This window comes from Massilia luteola, assembly GCF_034420155.1.
Classification (GTDB): Bacteria; Pseudomonadota; Gammaproteobacteria; order Burkholderiales; family Burkholderiaceae_D; genus Telluria; species Telluria luteola.
The window spans coordinates 14,490-31,716 of record NZ_JAXOFN010000044.1; the positions used below are offsets into that span (position 1 = coordinate 14,490).

Consider the following 17,227-nt stretch of genomic DNA (forward strand, 5'->3'; position numbering starts at 1 on the left):
CCGCAAGGCGAATGCCGTGCCGCAGGAGTTAAACGCGCGCGCGGACCGGCGCCTCGCCCCCGCCCCGCACCACCGACAAGTCGACCCAGCCCGCGCGCCAAGCCTGCTCCAGGTCGCGCTCGATCGCATCCAGCGACGCATGCACGGCGCCGGGAAAGCCGCGCACGCCGTAGGCGCGGTTGCGGCCATGCGATTTGGCCAGCAACATGGCCATGTCCGCGAGGTTGACGACCTGTTCCCACGTCAGCGCAGTGCCGCCGAGCGCCAGCGGGAACGGCGCGTAGCCCACCGACACGCTGACCGGGACGCTGCCGTTGCGGTATTCGACGGCCTGCGCGGAGATGCCGTGCAGGATACGCAGCGCCACCTCGTCCAGGTCGTCGTGCGCGACCGCGGGCACGAACGCGAGGAATTCCTCGCCGCCCCAGCGCACGATCATATCGGTGTCGCGCAATGCCGCGCGCAGGTCGTGCGCGACCGTCTTCAGTACGGCATCGCCGGCCGCATGGCCCAGCGTGTCGTTGACGTCCTTGAAATGGTCGACGTCCAGCAGGAACAGCGCCCCCGCGGTCGCATCGACGCCCGTGCGCCGCTCATTGCCGGCACGCGCCATGAATTCCTGGAAGTGGCGGCGGTTGTACAGCAGCGTGAGCGGATCGAGCGCGCCCTGCCGCTTCAACTGCAGGTTTTTTTCTTCCAGCGCGGTGTTGGCGCGCCGTACTTTCCGGTAGAGCAGTCCGACGACCACCGTGGCCAGCGCGCAGGCCACGGCCAGCAGCCACCAGACACGCTGCTGCCAGCGGCGATTGTCCAGCTCCGCCCTGGCGGCGCGGTTCTCCTGGCGCAGCGCGTCGATCCGGCGCTGCTTTTTCTCGGCGTCGTATTTCTGCTGCAGTTCCATCACCGCCTTCTGGCGCTCGCCGGCAAAGATCTCGCCCGACAGGCCGCGCTCGCGGTCGTAGGCGTCGACGGCGCCCTTGTAGTCGCCGGCGTGTTCCAGCGCGCGCCCATACTCGCGCAGCACCGCCAGGAGTTCCGGCTTGTCGCCCTGTCTTTCATACGTGGCCAGGCCCGCCTCGAACTGCCGCTTGCCCTCGGCCAGGCGCCCCTGCCCGAGCAGCGCCTGGCCCAGGTTGACGCGGGCGGTGGCGATGTCGTTGTTGCTCCTGACGTCGACGGCGGCGTCCAGCGCTTGCGCGGCATAGGCCTCGGCCTCGCGGAACCGGCCCTCCTTCAGGTAACAATCCGACAGGTTGACGAGCGTGGTGGCGCCCATCTGGCGTGCGCCCATGCTGCGTTCCAGGCCGAGTTCCTCGAACAGGGCGTGGCGCGCCCGCTCGAATGCGTTCTGCTCGACGGCCAGCGCGTACTCGTCGCCCAGCGCCGTCGCCACGTATCCCGGCGACGCCATCTTCCTGGCCACGGCCAGCGATTCCCGCTGCACTTCCCAGCCTTTGTCGAGCTCGCCCAAATTCAGGTACAGCTGCACCAGCGCGTGCAACGCACTGGCCAACGGCGCGGTGTCGGTGCCGATCTGGCGCGCCATGCCGACGGCGGCGTGCAGTTTCGCCAGCGCGGCCGGATAATTCCCCTCTTCCTGGAATGACTGTCCCGCCGCGATGGTCGCCAGCACCGTCGTCGGGATGTCGGCGGTGGTCCGGGCGACGCGTTCCGCCTCGAACGACGTTGCATGGGACGCGGCCAGGTCTTCCCGCAGGTAGAGCGTATTGGCGCGCCCGATCAGGCCTTTGGCCAAGGCGACGTTGTCATTGTTCCGCTTGCCATAATTGATCAGCTGGTCGGCCAATGTCAGCGCATGCGTCAGGTCGCCGGTGCCGCGCTCGGCGGTGCTGTAAAAATACAGGAAGTCCGTCCGCAACGACGTGGGCGCGGTGGCCATTTCCCACTCCATGTCGCGCAGCCGGCTCGACGCCTGGTCCGGCACGAAGCGGGCCATGGCGCCGGCCTCGCGCAGGCGTTGGGCCAGCGGCTGGTCGGCGCGGGCCGTGAACGGGCACAGCAGGATCGCAACGGCGCAGTATGCGCGCATGCTGGATTGTGACAGGACGGGAAATACCATTGCGCTCCTCGGGCTGCGGCGCACACAGTACGGCCGCGTGGCGAGGATTATGCCTGCTGTCATCTAGAAGGTTCAACCGAACGGTGTCCCCTTCCGCACGCGCCGCCGGTCAGCGTTGGGCGAGCGACGCCAGGTAGCCGTGGATCTGCGCCACCGCCGCGGCGCCCTCGCCCGCCGCGGCCGCCACGCGCTTGGTCGATCCGCCGCGCAGGTCGCCCACGGCGAAGATGCCGTCCACGCTCGTCTCGAGCGTGCGGGCGCCACGTTCCGGACGCGTCTCGGCACCGGTCAGCACGAAGCCCTTGTCGTCCAGTTCGACACCGCATTCGTGCAGCCAGTCGCTGTTCGGATCGGCCCCGATGAACAGGAACATCCGCCGCACCGCGAACTCGCGCGTGTCGCCGCCGTCGCGGCCGCGGCAGCGCACGCCCGTCAGGCCGTTCTCGTCGCCCAGCAGCCCGACGATTTCGCGCCGCGCGTGCAGGTGGATGTTCGGCGTCGCCGCGATGCGTTCGATCAGGTAGCTGGACATCGTCGCCTCAAGCCCAGGTCCGCGCACCAGCAGGTGCACTTCCGACGCGTGCGCCGCGAGGAAGACGGCGGCCTGTCCGGCCGAATTGCCGCCGCCGACGAGCACGACGGGCTCGTTGCGGCACAGCCTCGCTTCCACGGGCGAGGCCCAGTAGTACACACCGCGGCCTTCGTAATCGGCGATGTCGGGCAGATCGGGCTTGCGGTAGCGCGCGCCGGCCGCCAGCACGACGCTGCGCGCCTGCAGGCAGGTGCCGTCGTCCAGTTCGACCTTGAGGGGGCGCTCGTGGCACAGCAGGCGCGTGGCGCGCGCGGGGATTGCGATCTCGGCGCCGAATTTCAGCGCCTGCACGTAGGAACGGCCGGCCAGCGCGCGGCCCGAGATCCCCGTCGGGAAGCCGAGGAAGTTCTCGATGCGCGCGCTCGCGCCCGCCTGGCCGCCATACGCGCGCTGGTCCAGCACCATCACGCGCAACCCTTCCGATGCCGCGTACACGGCCGTCGCCAGGCCGGACGGGCCGGCCCCGACGACGAGCACGTCGAACACGGTCCCGCGCTCGATGCGTGGCAAGGTGCCGAGGCAGCGGCCCACTTCGGCCAGGGTCGGGTTCTTCAGCACGAAGCCGTCCGGCAGTGCCACGAGCGGCCAGTCGGACGCCTGTTTCCAGTGCTCGCGCACGAGCTGGGCCGCTTCGGGATCGGTCTCGGGATCGCGCCGCGTGTACGGGTAGGCGTTCCGCGACAGAAAATTCTCCAGTTCGAACAGGCCCGCATGCGCGGCCGGTCCGATCAGGATGGGACCGCCCGGCTTATTGGTGATCAATTGCACGCGGCGGAGGATGAAGGCACGCATGAGCCGCTCGCCCAGTTCGGCCTCGGCCACGATCACGGCGCGCAGGCATTCCGCGTCGAGCACGAGGGTTTCCAGCTCGCCCACGGCGACCCCGTCGGCCAGCGGCGGCCGGCCGGACAATGTCGCCACTTCGCCGGCGAACTGGCCGGGGCCGTATTCCACCACCTCGACGCGCTTGCCGAGCGCATCGGTCCGGCTGCACGACAGCCGTCCCGCCAGCACGACGACCATGCCCGGCGAATCCACGCAGGCGCGGAACACGGTGGCCCCGTCCGGCCAGCCGCGGCACGTGCCGAAGCGGCGCAGGCGGGCGATGTCGTCCGCGCTCAAGGTGGGAAAGATCTGGTGGCCGCGCGTGGCCAGGTCGACGCCGGCGCGCGCGTCGGGATCGGCGACGAGGCCTTCGGGAATCAGTTCGGGAACGTGTTCGGACATGTCGGCCGCCTCGTGGTTGGGTATCGCATGCTAACCCAAGCCGGGACGCCGCGCACCTCTCAAAAGGCGGGGCCGTCGGCGCGCCGTCGCATCACGCCCTGTCCTGCCACCGCGCATAGGGATGGCGGATCAGGCTCGAGTTGTAGTAGCGCTTCTCGCCCGTGACTTCCGGCCCGATCCAGTCCGGCGTGTCGAACGCCTCGTCCTCCGCGCCGAGTTCGATTTCCGCCACGACGAGCCCGGCATTCAGGCCGAGGAATTCGTCGACTTCCCACGTGTGGCCGGCGTGCTCGATGCGGTGGCGGATCTTTTCCACTTGCGGCTGCTCGCACAGGCCGTCCAGCAGCTCGGTCGCGTCCGCCACGGGAATCTCGTACTCCCACTCGCCGCGGCTTGCCCCTGTGCTCTTGCCCTTGATGGTGATGGCGGCGCGCTCGCCTTCGATGCGCACGCGCACGGTCCGCGCGGCCTCGGCCACCAGATAGCCCTGGCGCATGCGCGTCGGGATGCCCTGCCCGCGCCAGCCCTCGTTGGCCAGCAAGAACTTGCGTTCGATCTCGACGCCCATGGGGTGCTCCGTTCAGTCGTCCAGCGATTGCAGGATCGGCTGCAGCATGGCCGCGCCGAGCGCGCTGCTGCGGGCGCCGTTCCAGCCGACGTACGGGTCGGGCAGGTTGGCGTTGTCCTTGAACGGCATCTCCAGCGTCAGCGACAGGCATTTGAACGTGTGGCCGATGTACTTCGAGGCCAGCGTCAGCAATTCCTCGTTGTACTTGCTCGCGGCATAGCCGTAGACGTTCTGGAAGTCCGGGCTGGCCGCCATGTAGCGCTCGATGAATGCGTTTTGCGCGGCCAGGCGCTCGGGCGTGAAATCGGTCAGCATCTCGCTGCCGGCCACGAAGTTGTACGGCAGCGCCTCGTCGCCGTGGATGTCGAAGAACATGTCGACGCCCGTCTCGTGGATCTTGTTCTTCACGCACAGCACTTCCGGGCTGCGTTCGGCCGACGGCGTCATCCACTCACGGTTCAGGTTGGCGCCGGCGGCGTTCGTGCGCAGGTTGCCGCGGAACGAGCCGTCCGGGTTCATGTTCGGCACGATGTAGAACACGGCGCGCTGCAGCAGCTTGCGCGAGACCGGATCCGAATTGTCGAGCAGCGCATCCATCATGCCTTCGACGAACCACTCGGCCATCGTCTCGCCCGGATGCTGGCGCGCGATCACCCAGATCTTCTTCTCGGCCTGCGGGTTGCCGATCACGACGAGGTTCATGTCGCGGCCGTCGACGGTCGTGCCGATGTCGTGCACGCGCGCGATCGGATTCTCGGCCACTTCACCGAGCAGGCGCAGGTGGCGCTCCCAGGTGTAGGGCTCGAAGTAGGCGTAATAAATGCTGTCCAGCTCGGGCGTGTGGTTGACGGTCATGACCTGGCCGTCGAACGAGGTGGGAACGCGGAACCAGTTCTCGGTGTCGTAGCTGGCCGCCACCTGGTAGCCCTCGAAGCCCTTGGGATAGGTCGCTTGGCCGGCATTCAGGAAGCGGATCGTGCAGGCCTTGCCGCGCGCGCCCTGCAGGCGGAAGTGGAACCACTGGTGGATGTCGGCTGCGGAATCCTTGCGCAGCTCGAGGTCGATCTGGCGCGGATCGGTGGCCTGGACGACGTCGATCGCACCGGAATCGAACAGCTGGCTGATCTTGATGGGCATGGGACTGGTTCCTCGAAAAGCGTTCAAAGAAGGCATGATAGCCGAGCCCACGCCCGCCGGCCATGGGCTGGCCAGGCCGGCGTCGCCGCTTACGCGTCGAGGTCGATCAGGTCCTTGCTGTAGGCCAGCATGATCTGGCGCATCAGCTCGACGTTGCTGCGGTCGAGGACGACGGTGAGGTCGGGTTTGCGGTCGAGGTTGTAGGTCATGCTGATCTTGCCCGGCAAGACCTTGCACTGCACGGTGAACGCGCGCGGGATGTTCGGATGGTCCCAGTCCCACTGCGTGATCTGCGGCCCGGCCGGCGGCGGCTGCAGGGCCGGATCCTGGTTGACCGGCAGATGCTTGATGAGCCAGAACACGATCGACGCCGGCACGAAGATGGCGACGTCGCTCGCCCCGTGTGCGGAGAACTTGGTCAGCAGCAGATTGCCGACCCGGTCGCACGACATGGACATGCTCTTGACTTGACGGATGACCGCTGATTTCACGACGAATTCCTATGGGCAGGTGATTGAAAACTAAGTGATCGAAAGCCCGGCGATTCTACCGCATCCAATTTCGAAATTGTGTTAAAGAAATGCAAAACGGGAAGCCTGCGCTCCCCGCGTGGATTTGTGGGCAGAGGGGACGGTACCGCCACCGTCCCGCCCGCACGGGATTACTGCTTGTTGCCCTTGGAGGAGCTGCGCGACGAGCCGGACGCCGACTGGCGGTTGCCATGGCTCATGCTGCCGGCGCGACGGGCCTCTTCCGAGGTGAACTCGTGCGCGGTGCCTTTCTGGTGGGCGGCCTTGCCGCCCTCGCTGGCGATCTGGCGCTGACGCTCCGGATCCATCGATGCGAAACCGCGATTCTTCGTACCGCCACTCTGTTTGTTGCCCTGATTGCTGGATGCCATGGTGTTCTCTCCTCATTGCAGTTGAAACCGCCGCGTCCTGCGGCAGGCCTGCCGATGCCATCGGATGAGCGCTCGGTCGGAACACATCTTAGGCATGCCGATTGGATGAGACTATAGGAGCAATTCAGATGACTTTGTAGGACAATGTGAGACAGAAAATGCACTCTCGAAATTTTACTTCCAGTCGTAAATAACTCGTCGGTAATCGTCCTACATATACCCGCTGTGTCTTCCTATACTGAAGTCGGTCCCGGACGCGCATCATCCTGGTTCCAGATCGAAAGGAGACGACCATGGACGCGAACCAACGCAGCGAAGCGAACAACCAGACGAACAACGGCGCCAACGAAAAATGGACGCCCGGGTCCGAGGGCGCCAGCGCCGACCGCGGCCAGCCGCTCGACCACACCTACGCGCACGGCGCCGGTACGCAGCAGGGCAACCAGCAGCGCGACGTCATGGGCAACGAACAGGGCGGCATCGGCGGCCGCGAATACGGCGAGGACGCCGGCATCCCGGGCGGCTCGATGGACAACCAGATCAACGGCGGCTCCGGCGCCGTGCAGGGCGTGACGGACAGCCACCAGCGCCAGATGGAACAGAAGTCCGGCGCCTATGGCCTGCTGGAACAGGCCGTCGGACACCGTCCGAAAGACTCGGGTGTAAATCTGAACCAGCAACTGGCCACGCAAGGCGGCGGCATGCACGGCCCGCGCAGCGAACTGCCGGCGCAGCCGCCGGGCGGCCCGGCGGGCAACCGCCAGTCCGGCGCGTCGTCCTCGACCCAGGGCGGCGGCATGCCGGGGCCCGGCAGCGCCGGCGGCCATGAGGCCCAGCGCGGCAACACGCAGCTGGAAGTGACCGGCTCGCGCTCGCTGGCCAACCAGAATTCCGACTACGGCGGCGTGCACGAATCGAACGACGTGGCCGGCGGCCTGCCGCGCTCGCCGGGCAACACGGGCGCGGACAGCACCGACCGCCAGGGCTCGCAGACGGGCTCCACTGCGTCGGCGGGCGGCCCGGCGGTGCACAAGTCGAACGATGCGGCCGGCGGCTACCCGCGCAGCCCCGGCTTCGCCAACAAGCTGCACGGCGACGAGAACATGGACGACGACACGGGCTTCAAGAGCAAGCCCTGAGTCCCTGTTGCGCCGGCCCGTCGCGCGGGCCGGCGCTTCCCCTTCTCTGTTCTTGATCCAGATTCAAGCGCCGGACCGGTTCCGGAACCCAGCCATTTCCCTCGCGGTCGAACCTGACACATTGCCAGACTGCGAGCGAAGCATGCCGAACGAGAACGGGATTGCACGAGGGCGCCGCACCGCCGCGCGCGCCGGGGAGGCGCCCCGGCCATGAAAGCCGTATTCCTCGACAAGGACGGCATGCTCGTGGACGACCGGCCCCACGACGTCGAGCCTGCGCACATCGTCCTGTGCCGCGGCGCCGGCCCGGCACTGCGCCTGATGGCGCGCCTCGGCTACCGCCTGTTCGTCGTCACCAACCAGCCCGGCATCGCGTTCGGACGCTTCGCCGCGGCCGCGATGGACGGTGTCCGCGGCCGCCTGCGCGACCTGCTGCTCGACGAAGAGCTGGCGCTCGACGGCTTTTATTATTGCCCGCATCACCCGGAGGGAACGGCCGCGCCCTGGGCCACCGAATGCCATTGCCGCAAACCGCTGCCGGGCCTGCTGTTGAAGGCGGCGCACGAGCACGGCATCGACCTGCGTGCGTCGTGGATGGTGGGCGACATCCTGCACGACGTCGAGGCCGGCAACCGGGCCGGCTGCCGCACCATCCTCATCGACAACGGCAACGAAACGGAATGGCGGCTGGGCCCCCGCCGCGTACCGACGCGCATGGCGCCCGACCTCTACTCGGCCGCCGTGCTGATCGCCAGCCACGGAGACGCATCATGACGGCGCCCTGGCAACGGGCCCGGCGCATCCTGTGCGTGCGTCTCGACTCGCTCGGCGACGTGCTGATGTGCACCCCGGCCATGCGCGCGCTGCACCGCGCCGTGCCGGGACGCACGCTGACCCTGCTGGGGTCCCCATCCGGCGCGGCCGCGCAGCCCTGCATCCCGGAACTGGACGACGCCATCGCCTGGAGCGCGCCATGGGCGCACGCCGGCACCCGGCACCTCGCCCCGCAAGCGCACACGGCCGGCCTGGCGCTGATCGCCGCCCTCGCCGGGCGCGCCTTCGACGCCGCCGTCATCTTCACGACCTACACCCAGAGCGCGCTGCCGGCGGCGCTGCTGTGCCAGCTGGCCGGCATTCCGCTGCGGCTGGCGCACTGCCGCGAGAATCCCTACGGCCTGCTGACCGACTGGATTCCCGATCCCGAGCCGACGGCCCTCGTGCGGCACGAAGTCCAGCGCCAGCTGGCCCTCGTGCAGCGGGTCGGGTGCCGCGGCGCCGAACCCGGGTTGTCGTTCGCGCCCGCTGCGGCCGACGTCGCCGCGGCGCGGATGCGCCTGTCGGCGGCCGGCGTCGATCCGGACCGGCCCTGGATCCTGCTGCACCCGGGCGCCGGCGCCGCCTCACGCCGCTATCCGGCCGCGCACTGGGCGCAGGTGCTGCGCCTGCTCGCGCACGATCCGCGACTGCCCCTCGTGCTCACGGGGAGCGCGGCGGAAGCGGAACTGGTCGACGGCATCCGGTTCAGCGCCGCCGTGCCGGCTGTCGCGCTCGCGGGCCGGCTGTCGCTGGGCGAACTGGGCGCCGCGCTGGGCATGGCCGCCGTCGCCGTGACCAACAACACCGGACCGGCCCACATCGCGGCCGCCGTGGGCACGCCCGTGGTCGACCTGTACGCGCTGACCCATCCCCAGCACACGCCGTGGCACGTGCGCAACCGCGTCCTGTTCCACGACGTCCCCTGCCGCTTCTGCCTTCAGAGCACATGTCCGCACGGCCACCACGCGTGTCTTGCCGGCGTCGCCCCGCAGCGCGTCGCCGATGCCGTGCACGAGCTGCTGGGCACGGCGCGGCCGGCCGCGCCGGCATTGCCGGCCGCAGCGCCGGACACCTCGGTGCCCGGCTGACGGGGAGGCGACGATGCTGCCGCGCGGATCGCCATCCCCACTACCTGCCCGCTGCGCTGCGCACCGGGTGCGCCGCCGCGGGTCCGGCCGCCGATGTGTCGGCCACCGATGTGCCGGCGGCCGATGTGTCGACAGCCGATGCACCGGCCGCCGGGACGCCGGCCGCAGGGACGCCGGCCGCCGCGGCATCGACCGCGTGGGCGCGCACGAGCACCTGCAGCGCGTCGCGCTCGACGGTCTCGTGGTCGAGCAGTTGCCGCGCCAGCGCGTCCAGCAAGGCCCGCTGCTCACGCAGCGTGGCGCGGACGCGCTGATGGGCTTCGTCGAGCAACCGCGCGATCTCCGCGTCGATCAGGCGCGCCGTGCGTTCGCTGTACGTCGTATGCTGCGTCGCCGGGGCATAGGGCGCGCCGGCCGGCTGCTCGAAGGTCGCCAGTCCGACGCGGTCGCTCATGCCGTATTGCGCGACCATGTGGCGCGCGAGGTCGGTCGCCATCTGCAGATCGTTCTGCGCCCCCGTGGACGCGTCGCCGAACACGAGCTCTTCCGCGACGCGCCCACCCAGGAACACATCCATCCGGTCCAGCAGTTCGCTCTGCTTGAGCAGGTAGCGGTCCTCGGTCGGCAACTGCTGCGTGTAGCCGAGCGCGGCGATGCCACGGGGGATGATCGACACCTTGGCCACCCGGTCGGCGTGGGCACGGCATTCCGCCGTCACGGCGTGGCCCGCCTCGTGGAAGGCCACCGTTTCCTTTTCCATCGGATTGATCAGGCGCGAGCGTTTTTCCAGGCCCGCGACGACGCGGTCGACGGCCTCGTCGAGGTCGCTGCGCTCGACCCGGTCCTTGCCGCGCCGCGCGGCCAGCAGGGCCGCTTCGTTGACCAGGTTGGCGAGGTCGGCGCCCGCCAGGCCCGGCGTCTTGGCGGCCACGGCGGCCAGGTCCACGTCCGGCGCCAGCGTGACCTGGCGGGCATGCACCTGCAGGATCTTCTGGCGGCCCTTGAGGTCCGGCCGGTCGAGCGCGACGTGGCGGTCGAAGCGGCCGGGCCGCAGCAGCGCCGGGTCGAGGATCTCCGGGCGGTTGGTGGCGCCGAGGATGATCACGCCCTTGTTGGTGTCGAAGCCGTCCATCTCGACGAGCAGCTGGTTGAGCGTCTGCTCCTGCTCGTTGTACCCGCCGACGACGCCCGCCACGCCGCGCGCGCGGCCCAGCGCGTCGAGTTCGTCGATGAAGATGATGCAGGGCGCCACCTTCTGCGCCTGGACGAACAGGTCGCGCACGCGCGCGGCGCCGACGCCGACGAACATCTCGACGAATTCCGAGCCGCTGATCGAAAAGAACGGCACCCCGGCCTCGCCTGCCACGGCCCTGGCCAGCAGGGTCTTGCCGGTGCCGGGCGGCCCGACGATCAGCACGCCTTTCGGAATGCGCCCGCCGAGCCGCCGGTAGCGTTGCGGGTTCCTGAGGAACTCGACGATTTCCATCAACTCGTCGCGCGCCTCGTCGATCCCGGCCACGTCGTTGAAACTGACGCCGGTCTTGCTCTGCATATAGACGCGGGCCCGGCTCTTGCCCACATCAAACAGCCCCGCCGCCACGCCGCCCCGCTTCGCCAGCCGGCCCCACATCCAGAACAACAGCAGCAACGGCAGCGCCCACGACATCAACGTACTCATCCATTCGCTGCGCTGCTGGCCGACGTAGCGGACGTGCGCCGCGTCGAGGTCCTTGACGAGATCCGGGTCGGTCACGCGCACGGCGCTGAACGGACACAGCCCGTCCGCGCCGCACTTGATCGACTGCGCGCGCTCGCGCGGCAGGATGGCGTCGAGGCCGCCGGACTTGAGGGTGCCGGACACGTTCGTGTCGGTCAGCGTGACATCGCTGACCTTGCCGTCGTGCAGCAGCTGCTTGAATTCGCTGTAGGCCAGCGGCGGCGGCGTCGCGAAGTCCGTCACCGATTGAAACAGCATGAACAGGACGATGGCCAACAGCCAGTACCACAGCAGGGGGCGAAGCGCATTGCTGCCGTTGCCGGGCGCGTTGTTCGGCGTGTCGTTCGGCGTGTCGTTCGGCGCGTTGCCGCCGGCCGGCGTATCCCTGTTATCGGACATATCGTTCACGCACCCTCCCCGCGCCGCTCGACCGGCACGCCATATCGGGCATGCCGCTGAGCATCTGAAGCACGCACGCCTTGAACCACTGTCTTACAGATTACTCCCCCGTAGCTTTGATTTACATCAAAATCGCGCTCTTGCCTGTCAGGCGCCTCGCCCGGACCCGCACGTTCACGGGAGCCGTTCCAATTGCGCGATCCGCGCATCACATTCGCGCTGCTCGCGCCGGTCGCGACGATAGGTGTACACGGTATTGGTCACGCACGTCAGCACCGCGGTCGCGATACCAACGGCCGTTCCGACGTCCGCCAGGGTCAACGACGCACCGATCGATGCCGCACCGGCGACGTAACTGACCACACCGAAGATACTTGGTCTGCTCATAGCTGTTCTCCCCCATCGACATTTTCCGATCCCCCCTTCACAAGGGCCGGTCAGTCGGGTAGAGTATAGAACTCTAAACTGATCAACGTCAAGAACACTAAACTTAAAGTTTAGAATACTTAACATGAACCTCTTATCCGAGCGCCTCGACTACATCTACAACACCACGCCGCAACTGGAAGGCGAGCGCGGCCAGACGGGTCTCGTAAAGGCCTCGGGCGCGTCGAAAAGCGTGGTGAACCAGTGGCTGACGGGGAAGATCAAGTCGATGGACATCCGCTACGCGCTCAACGTCGAGCGCGAGCTCGGCTTTTCGCACATCTGGCTGATGACCGGCGAGGGCGACCCGCGCCAGGCGCCCTTCCACCGCCTCAAGGGCGGCATGCCGATACGCTCGCTCGACAACGACGACGCGGAATTCGTCCAGATCCGCATGGTCAAGCTGCGACTGTCGGCCGGGATCACCGGTTTCCAGACGGAGCCGGAACGCCGCGACGGCGGCACGCTCGGCATGCGCCGCACGTGGATCGAACGGCACAACTTCCATCCCGACCACCTGATCGCCATCCTCGTCAAGGGCGAGAGCATGGAGCCGTCGCTATACGCGGGCGACATCGTCATCATCAACACGCTCGATACGAAACTCGTGGACGGCGCCGTGTATGCCTTCAACTACGAGGGCGAAGCCGTCGTGAAGCGCCTGGCGCGCGATGCCGGCAAATGGTGGCTGACGTCGGACAATCCGGACCAGCGCAAATACCCCCGCAAACGCTGCGAGGGCAATACCTGTCTCGTGCTCGGCCGCGTCGTGCGCAAGGAAAGCGACCGCATATGAAACTCGAGGTCGCCCTCGCCGAGCTGAAAGGCGTGCGCGTGGCGCTGGCCTTTGCGCCGCCGGCCTGGGTCGCGCCCGGCGTCGGCGACGTCCTGCTGGAGCGCCTGCGCCCGCACTTCCCCACGCTGCCCGTGATGCTCGTGTCGGTGGACAGGCATGGCGTGCGGGCGCATGCCGCGTTCCAGGCGCAGGCGCTCGTCGACGGCGCCGACCTCGCGCACCTGCCGCGCACGCTGATCGACCTCGACGTGCCGCCGGCGCCGGCGGACGTGCCGCCGCCGTTCTGACCGCCGCCAGAGCAGGCAAAACGTTTTCTCACCCATGCCTCTCCCGCACGTATTCCGCGCAAGGATATTTCGCAGCGCAGCAGTATAAATGCCCGGTTCGCACCCGTAAAAAAATCTAGTTAAGCGTTTTCCTATTTTTGTTGACATCGCCTCGTCTTCTGATTACGATTTGCTCAACAACGAGAAAATCGAGGAGACGGAATCCATGTTCGACCGGGATATCCGGCCTGCGAGGCGGGCTGCGAAAACGATTATCTGCAGTGTCCTCCTGGCCGTCTGCGGCTTGTCCGCCGCGCACGCCGCCGCCACCGCCGCCGAACCGATCGCCGCGGTCGTCGACCGGGATATCCAGGTCGCCGCCGCGCAGTACCGCGTCCTGCTGGCCAAGGTCGCCGGCAAGCCCGGTTTTCCGCGCAGCGTGGCGCACGGCGACGTCAGGATGGTCGGACCGGGCGACTGGACCGCCGGCTTCTTTCCCGGCTCGCTGTGGTATCTGTTCGAAGCGACGGGCGACGCCACGTGGAAAACGGCCGCCATGCGCTACACGGCGCTGACGGCGCCCGCCAAGTTCGACAAGAGCCAGCACGACCTCGGCTTCATGCTGGGTGCCGGCTACGGCAACGGCCTGCGTCTCGTCGACGATCCCGCCACCCGCACGGCCTATCGCGACGCCCTGCTGGCCGGCGCGACGACGCTGATGACGCGCTTTAATCCCAAGGTCGGCAGCATCCAGTCGTGGGACCTGTGGCCGCATACGACGTGGGCCTTCCCCGTCATCATCGACAACATGATGAACCTCGAGCTCCTGATGTGGGCCGCGCGCGCCGCCGACGAGCCGCGCTACCGCGAGGTCGCCATCGCCCATGCCGACACCGCGCTGAAAAACCACTTCCGCCCGGACGGCTCGAGCTTCCACCTCGTCGACTACGATCCGAACACGGGCGCCGTGCGCGCGCGCGTGACCGTGCAGGGCTACGCGAACGGCTCCGCGTGGGCGCGCGGCCAGGCGTGGGGCCTGTACGGCTACACGATGATGTACCGCGAAACGCACAAGGACGAATACCTCCAGCAGGCGCACCGGATCGCCCGCTTCTACATGAACCATCCACGCCTCCCCGCCGACAAGATCCCGTTCTGGGACTTCGACGATCCCGCCATTCCCGCCGCCCCGCGCGACAGTTCCGCCGCCGCCATCGCCGCGTCCGCGCTGCTGGAGCTGGCGTCGTTCTCCGACCGCGACACGGCCGCGCGCTACCGCGACTTCGCCGAACAGACCTTGCGCAGCCTGTCGTCGAGCGCCTATCTGGCGCAACCGGGCGACAACGGCGGCTTCCTCCTCAAGCATGCGACCGGCCACAAGCCGGCCGGCATGGAGATCGACGGTCCGCTGAACTATGCGGACTACTACTTTCTGGAAGCGCTGCTGCGCATGAAGGCGGCGCGTACCGGGATCGGCAGTTTTCATTAGAAAAACAAGGAGACGTTGTGAGCAAGCAGAGAACATCGGGCGCGCGGATCGCGGTCAAGCCCGTGGCGGCCGTCGTCGCGGTCGCCGTCGCCCACTGGGCGGCGCCCGCATGGGCGCAAGAAGCCGAGGCAAACCCGAACCAGCTGCAGACCGTGCTGGTGACGGCCAACAAGCGCGTGGAGCGGCTGGACAACGTGCCGGAGTCGATCTCCGTGCTGTCCGAAGCCGAGATCCAGCGTAACAACGTGCGCGAGGTCGAGGACGTCATCAACCTGACCCCGTCGCTGACGCTGTCCTCGGGCACGACGGCCGCCAACAACGCCATCTTCATGCGCGGCATCGGCACCGTTTCGGTCGGCATCGGCGTGGAGTCCGACGTCTCCGTCATCATCGACGACATCCCGATCGCGAGCCAGTTCCAGGCGTTCCGCGACCTCGCCGACGTGTCCCGCGTGGAGGTATTGAAAGGACCGCAATCGACCTTGTTCGGCAAATCGGCGGTGGCCGGTGCCATCAACATCGTGACGAAGCCGATCAGCGGCCCGATCGTCTACCGCGCCAACGCGTATTACACCAACGACCACGAGTGGCGCGCAGGCGCGTCCGTCGGCGGCAAGCTGCGCGACGATTTCGGCATGCGCATCGCCGTCAACAAGAGCGACATGCCGGGCAACTTCACGAACCTCACCAACGGCCAGAAGGTCAACGGCTCGGGCGGCAGAACGATCATGGCGAAGTTCCAGTGGACGCCCATCAGGGATCTGGAAATCGACTTCACCCCGCATTACAACACGCAGGTAAACAGCCGCGGCGTGACCGCCGTGAACGGCTTCTACCGCACCACCGGGTCGGCCGCGGCGGGCAATCTCGTGACGACGCCGGCCGACCTGTCGACCGCGTACATGAACGGCAATCCGCAACTGCCGGCATCGATCACGCTGGCGGGCATCAACCCGTTCGACCGGAACAACCGCAACGTGCGGCGCGACTTCCCGACCGGGATCAACTCGTCCACATTCGGGTCCGGCCTGAAGCTCTCGTACGCGCTGCCGAACGACGCCACCCTGATGTCGATTTCCTCGTACGAGCATTACAAGGCACACGATTACCGCGACCAGGACTTCGTCGACGTGCCGACCATCGCGAAGCCGGGCGAGACCAGGTTCTCGGTCGGGAACGCGCAATTCGGCACGTACGACATCCGGTCCAAGACGCAGGAAATCCGTTACGTGTCGCCGGACGCCGGCGCGCTGCGCTACGTAGCGGGCCTGTGGTGGGCACAGAACGGGATCGACCGCCACTTCATCCGCGGCTTCTGCGTGCAGCCGAGCGTGTGCACCGCGAGTTCGCCGTCGAGCCCGACCAACTACTACACCGACATCTACAACGTGAACCGCGCCGTGTTCGGCCAGGCCACGTGGGACCTGTATCCGACCTACACGCTGGTGGCGGGCATCCGCCGCAACGAGGAGACGTCGGGCTTCAACTACCTCCGCAATTTCTACACCGACCAGCTGGACCGCTCGACCTTCGTGCCCGGCCCCGTCGGCCGCGACCAGTTTTCCAGCAGCGGCAACCGCGACTGGGCGACGACGGGCAAGCTGTCGCTCCAGAAGCAGATCAACAGCGACTGGATGGTGTACGCGATGACGGCGACCGGCTACAAGGGCCTCGCGTACGACGTGACGAGCGGCCTGAAGGCGGCGGCCGCGTTCCCGGTATCGCCGGAGACGAGCCGGAGTTACGAGCTCGGGACCAAGGCGAACCTGTTCCACAACCGCATGTCGCTCGCGGCCACGCTCTACCGGACGGACTTCAAGAACTACCAGCAGAACACGTCGTTCGTGCTGCCGAACGATCCGACCATCTATACCCAGCTGAACTCGATCCCGAAGATCCGCACGCGCGGCCTCGAACTCGATTCGCACTTCCTGCTGACGACGAACTGGTCGATGAACGTGTCGTACGCGTACACCCGTCCGGAGATCGTCGACTGGAAGAACGGCCCCTGCTACCAGGACAACACGAACCCCGCCATCGGCACGACGGGGCTGGGCGAAGGCGGTTCGCTGGGCGGCTGGAACCGCGCCTGCTTCCCGATCCGCACCGGCTCGACGACGGGTGTGCAGAACCTCTCGGGCGGCATCTTCCCGGGTACGCCGAAGAACAAGGTCAACATCGGCACCAACTACGATTACCACTTCGCCGACCGTCCGTACTGGGCGTTCGTGAACGCCAACGTGCGTTACCAGAGCGCGTACCAGACCAACATCAACAACGACCCGCGCTCGGTCAACAACGCGTACCCGATCTCGGACCTCGGTTTCGGCGTGCGCCAGAACAACGATATGTGGCGCCTGTCCTTCCGCATCAACAACCTGTTCGACCGCTTCTACATCGGCAACGCCAACGCCAGCGGCCCGGCTTACCGCACCGGTCCGACGTCGTCCTCGCCGGGCATCACGGTCAACAGCTGGGTACCGCCGCGCGACGTGTTCCGCTTCTACAGCGTGCGCCTGGACCTGAAGTTCTGAGTTTCCTCCGCGGGCCGCGGCCCGCGTTTCCTCGATGCCGCCGGGGCGACCC

Annotated in this window: 15 protein-coding genes; 7 read left to right on the top strand and 8 right to left on the bottom strand. The window is 67.6% G+C overall.

What is annotated here, in order from left to right; all coding sequences use genetic code 11:
• Positions 1-28 precede the first annotated feature (28 nt).
• The 6 genes from U9J41_RS26905 to U9J41_RS26930 form a co-directional block, all read right to left on the bottom strand.
• Positions 29-2,080 (bottom strand): tetratricopeptide repeat-containing diguanylate cyclase, encoded by a 2,052-nt coding sequence (locus U9J41_RS26905; RefSeq protein WP_322405248.1) that lies wholly within the window; start codon positions 2,078-2,080, stop codon positions 29-31.
• 109 nt (positions 2,081-2,189) lie between these two features.
• Complete coding sequence (locus U9J41_RS26910) at positions 2,190-3,899, bottom strand: FAD-dependent oxidoreductase (protein ID WP_322405249.1); 1,710 nt, start codon at positions 3,897-3,899, stop codon at positions 2,190-2,192.
• Between the two features lie 91 nt (positions 3,900-3,990).
• On the bottom strand, positions 3,991-4,467 hold the full coding sequence (locus U9J41_RS26915) for a CYTH domain-containing protein (RefSeq protein WP_322405250.1): 477 nt from the start codon (positions 4,465-4,467) through the stop codon (positions 3,991-3,993).
• Positions 4,468-4,479: 12 nt separating this feature from the next.
• Positions 4,480-5,604 (bottom strand): M14 family metallopeptidase, encoded by a 1,125-nt coding sequence (locus tag U9J41_RS26920; RefSeq protein ID WP_056440299.1) that lies wholly within the window; start codon positions 5,602-5,604, stop codon positions 4,480-4,482.
• An 89-nt stretch (positions 5,605-5,693) separates the two neighbouring features.
• A complete protein-coding gene (locus U9J41_RS26925; protein WP_229412657.1) occupies positions 5,694-6,095 on the bottom strand; it encodes a hypothetical protein in 402 nt (133 codons plus the stop codon).
• 170 nt (positions 6,096-6,265) lie between these two features.
• Entirely contained in the window at positions 6,266-6,505 is a 240-nt protein-coding gene (locus U9J41_RS26930) for a KGG domain-containing protein (RefSeq protein WP_056440301.1), read from the bottom strand.
• A gap of 293 nt (positions 6,506-6,798) precedes the next feature.
• Between U9J41_RS26930 and U9J41_RS26935 the strand changes: the two genes are divergently transcribed.
• From U9J41_RS26935 to U9J41_RS26945, 3 genes are all read left to right on the top strand, one after another.
• Positions 6,799-7,644 carry a hypothetical protein gene (locus U9J41_RS26935; protein WP_322405251.1) on the top strand — a complete coding sequence of 282 codons (846 nt, stop codon included), beginning with the start codon at positions 6,799-6,801 and terminating at the stop codon, positions 7,642-7,644.
• A gap of 210 nt (positions 7,645-7,854) precedes the next feature.
• Entirely contained in the window at positions 7,855-8,418 is a 564-nt protein-coding gene (locus U9J41_RS26940; RefSeq protein ID WP_322405252.1) for a D-glycero-alpha-D-manno-heptose-1,7-bisphosphate 7-phosphatase, read from the top strand.
• Positions 8,415-9,548 (top strand): glycosyltransferase family 9 protein, encoded by a 1,134-nt coding sequence (locus U9J41_RS26945; protein ID WP_322405253.1) that lies wholly within the window; start codon positions 8,415-8,417, stop codon positions 9,546-9,548. Before U9J41_RS26940 ends, U9J41_RS26945 begins: the two co-directional genes overlap by 4 nt.
• A gap of 40 nt (positions 9,549-9,588) precedes the next feature.
• Here U9J41_RS26945 and ftsH read toward each other — a convergent pair whose 3' ends face one another.
• Entirely contained in the window at positions 9,589-11,664 is a 2,076-nt protein-coding gene (gene ftsH / locus U9J41_RS26950; protein ID WP_322405254.1) for an ATP-dependent zinc metalloprotease FtsH, read from the bottom strand.
• A 174-nt stretch (positions 11,665-11,838) separates the two neighbouring features.
• Positions 11,839-12,051, bottom strand: a complete 213-nt coding sequence (locus U9J41_RS26955; RefSeq protein ID WP_322405255.1) for a holin — start codon at positions 12,049-12,051, stop codon at positions 11,839-11,841.
• Between the two features lie 124 nt (positions 12,052-12,175).
• Between U9J41_RS26955 and U9J41_RS26960 the strand changes: the two genes are divergently transcribed.
• The 4 genes from U9J41_RS26960 (at position 12,176) to U9J41_RS26975 (ending at position 17,175) form a co-directional block, all read left to right on the top strand.
• Positions 12,176-12,886 (top strand): S24 family peptidase, encoded by a 711-nt coding sequence (locus U9J41_RS26960; protein ID WP_322405256.1) that lies wholly within the window; start codon positions 12,176-12,178, stop codon positions 12,884-12,886.
• Positions 12,883-13,173, top strand: coding sequence for a hypothetical protein (locus U9J41_RS26965; RefSeq protein ID WP_322405257.1), 291 nt, complete (start codon positions 12,883-12,885; stop codon positions 13,171-13,173). Before U9J41_RS26960 ends, U9J41_RS26965 begins: the two co-directional genes overlap by 4 nt.
• A 283-nt stretch (positions 13,174-13,456) precedes the next feature.
• Positions 13,457-14,641, top strand: a complete 1,185-nt coding sequence (locus U9J41_RS26970; RefSeq protein ID WP_322405258.1) for a glycoside hydrolase family 88 protein — start codon at positions 13,457-13,459, stop codon at positions 14,639-14,641.
• 17 nt (positions 14,642-14,658) lie between these two features.
• Complete coding sequence (locus tag U9J41_RS26975; protein WP_322405259.1) at positions 14,659-17,175, top strand: TonB-dependent receptor; 2,517 nt, start codon at positions 14,659-14,661, stop codon at positions 17,173-17,175.
• Positions 17,176-17,227: the final 52 nt, after the last annotated feature.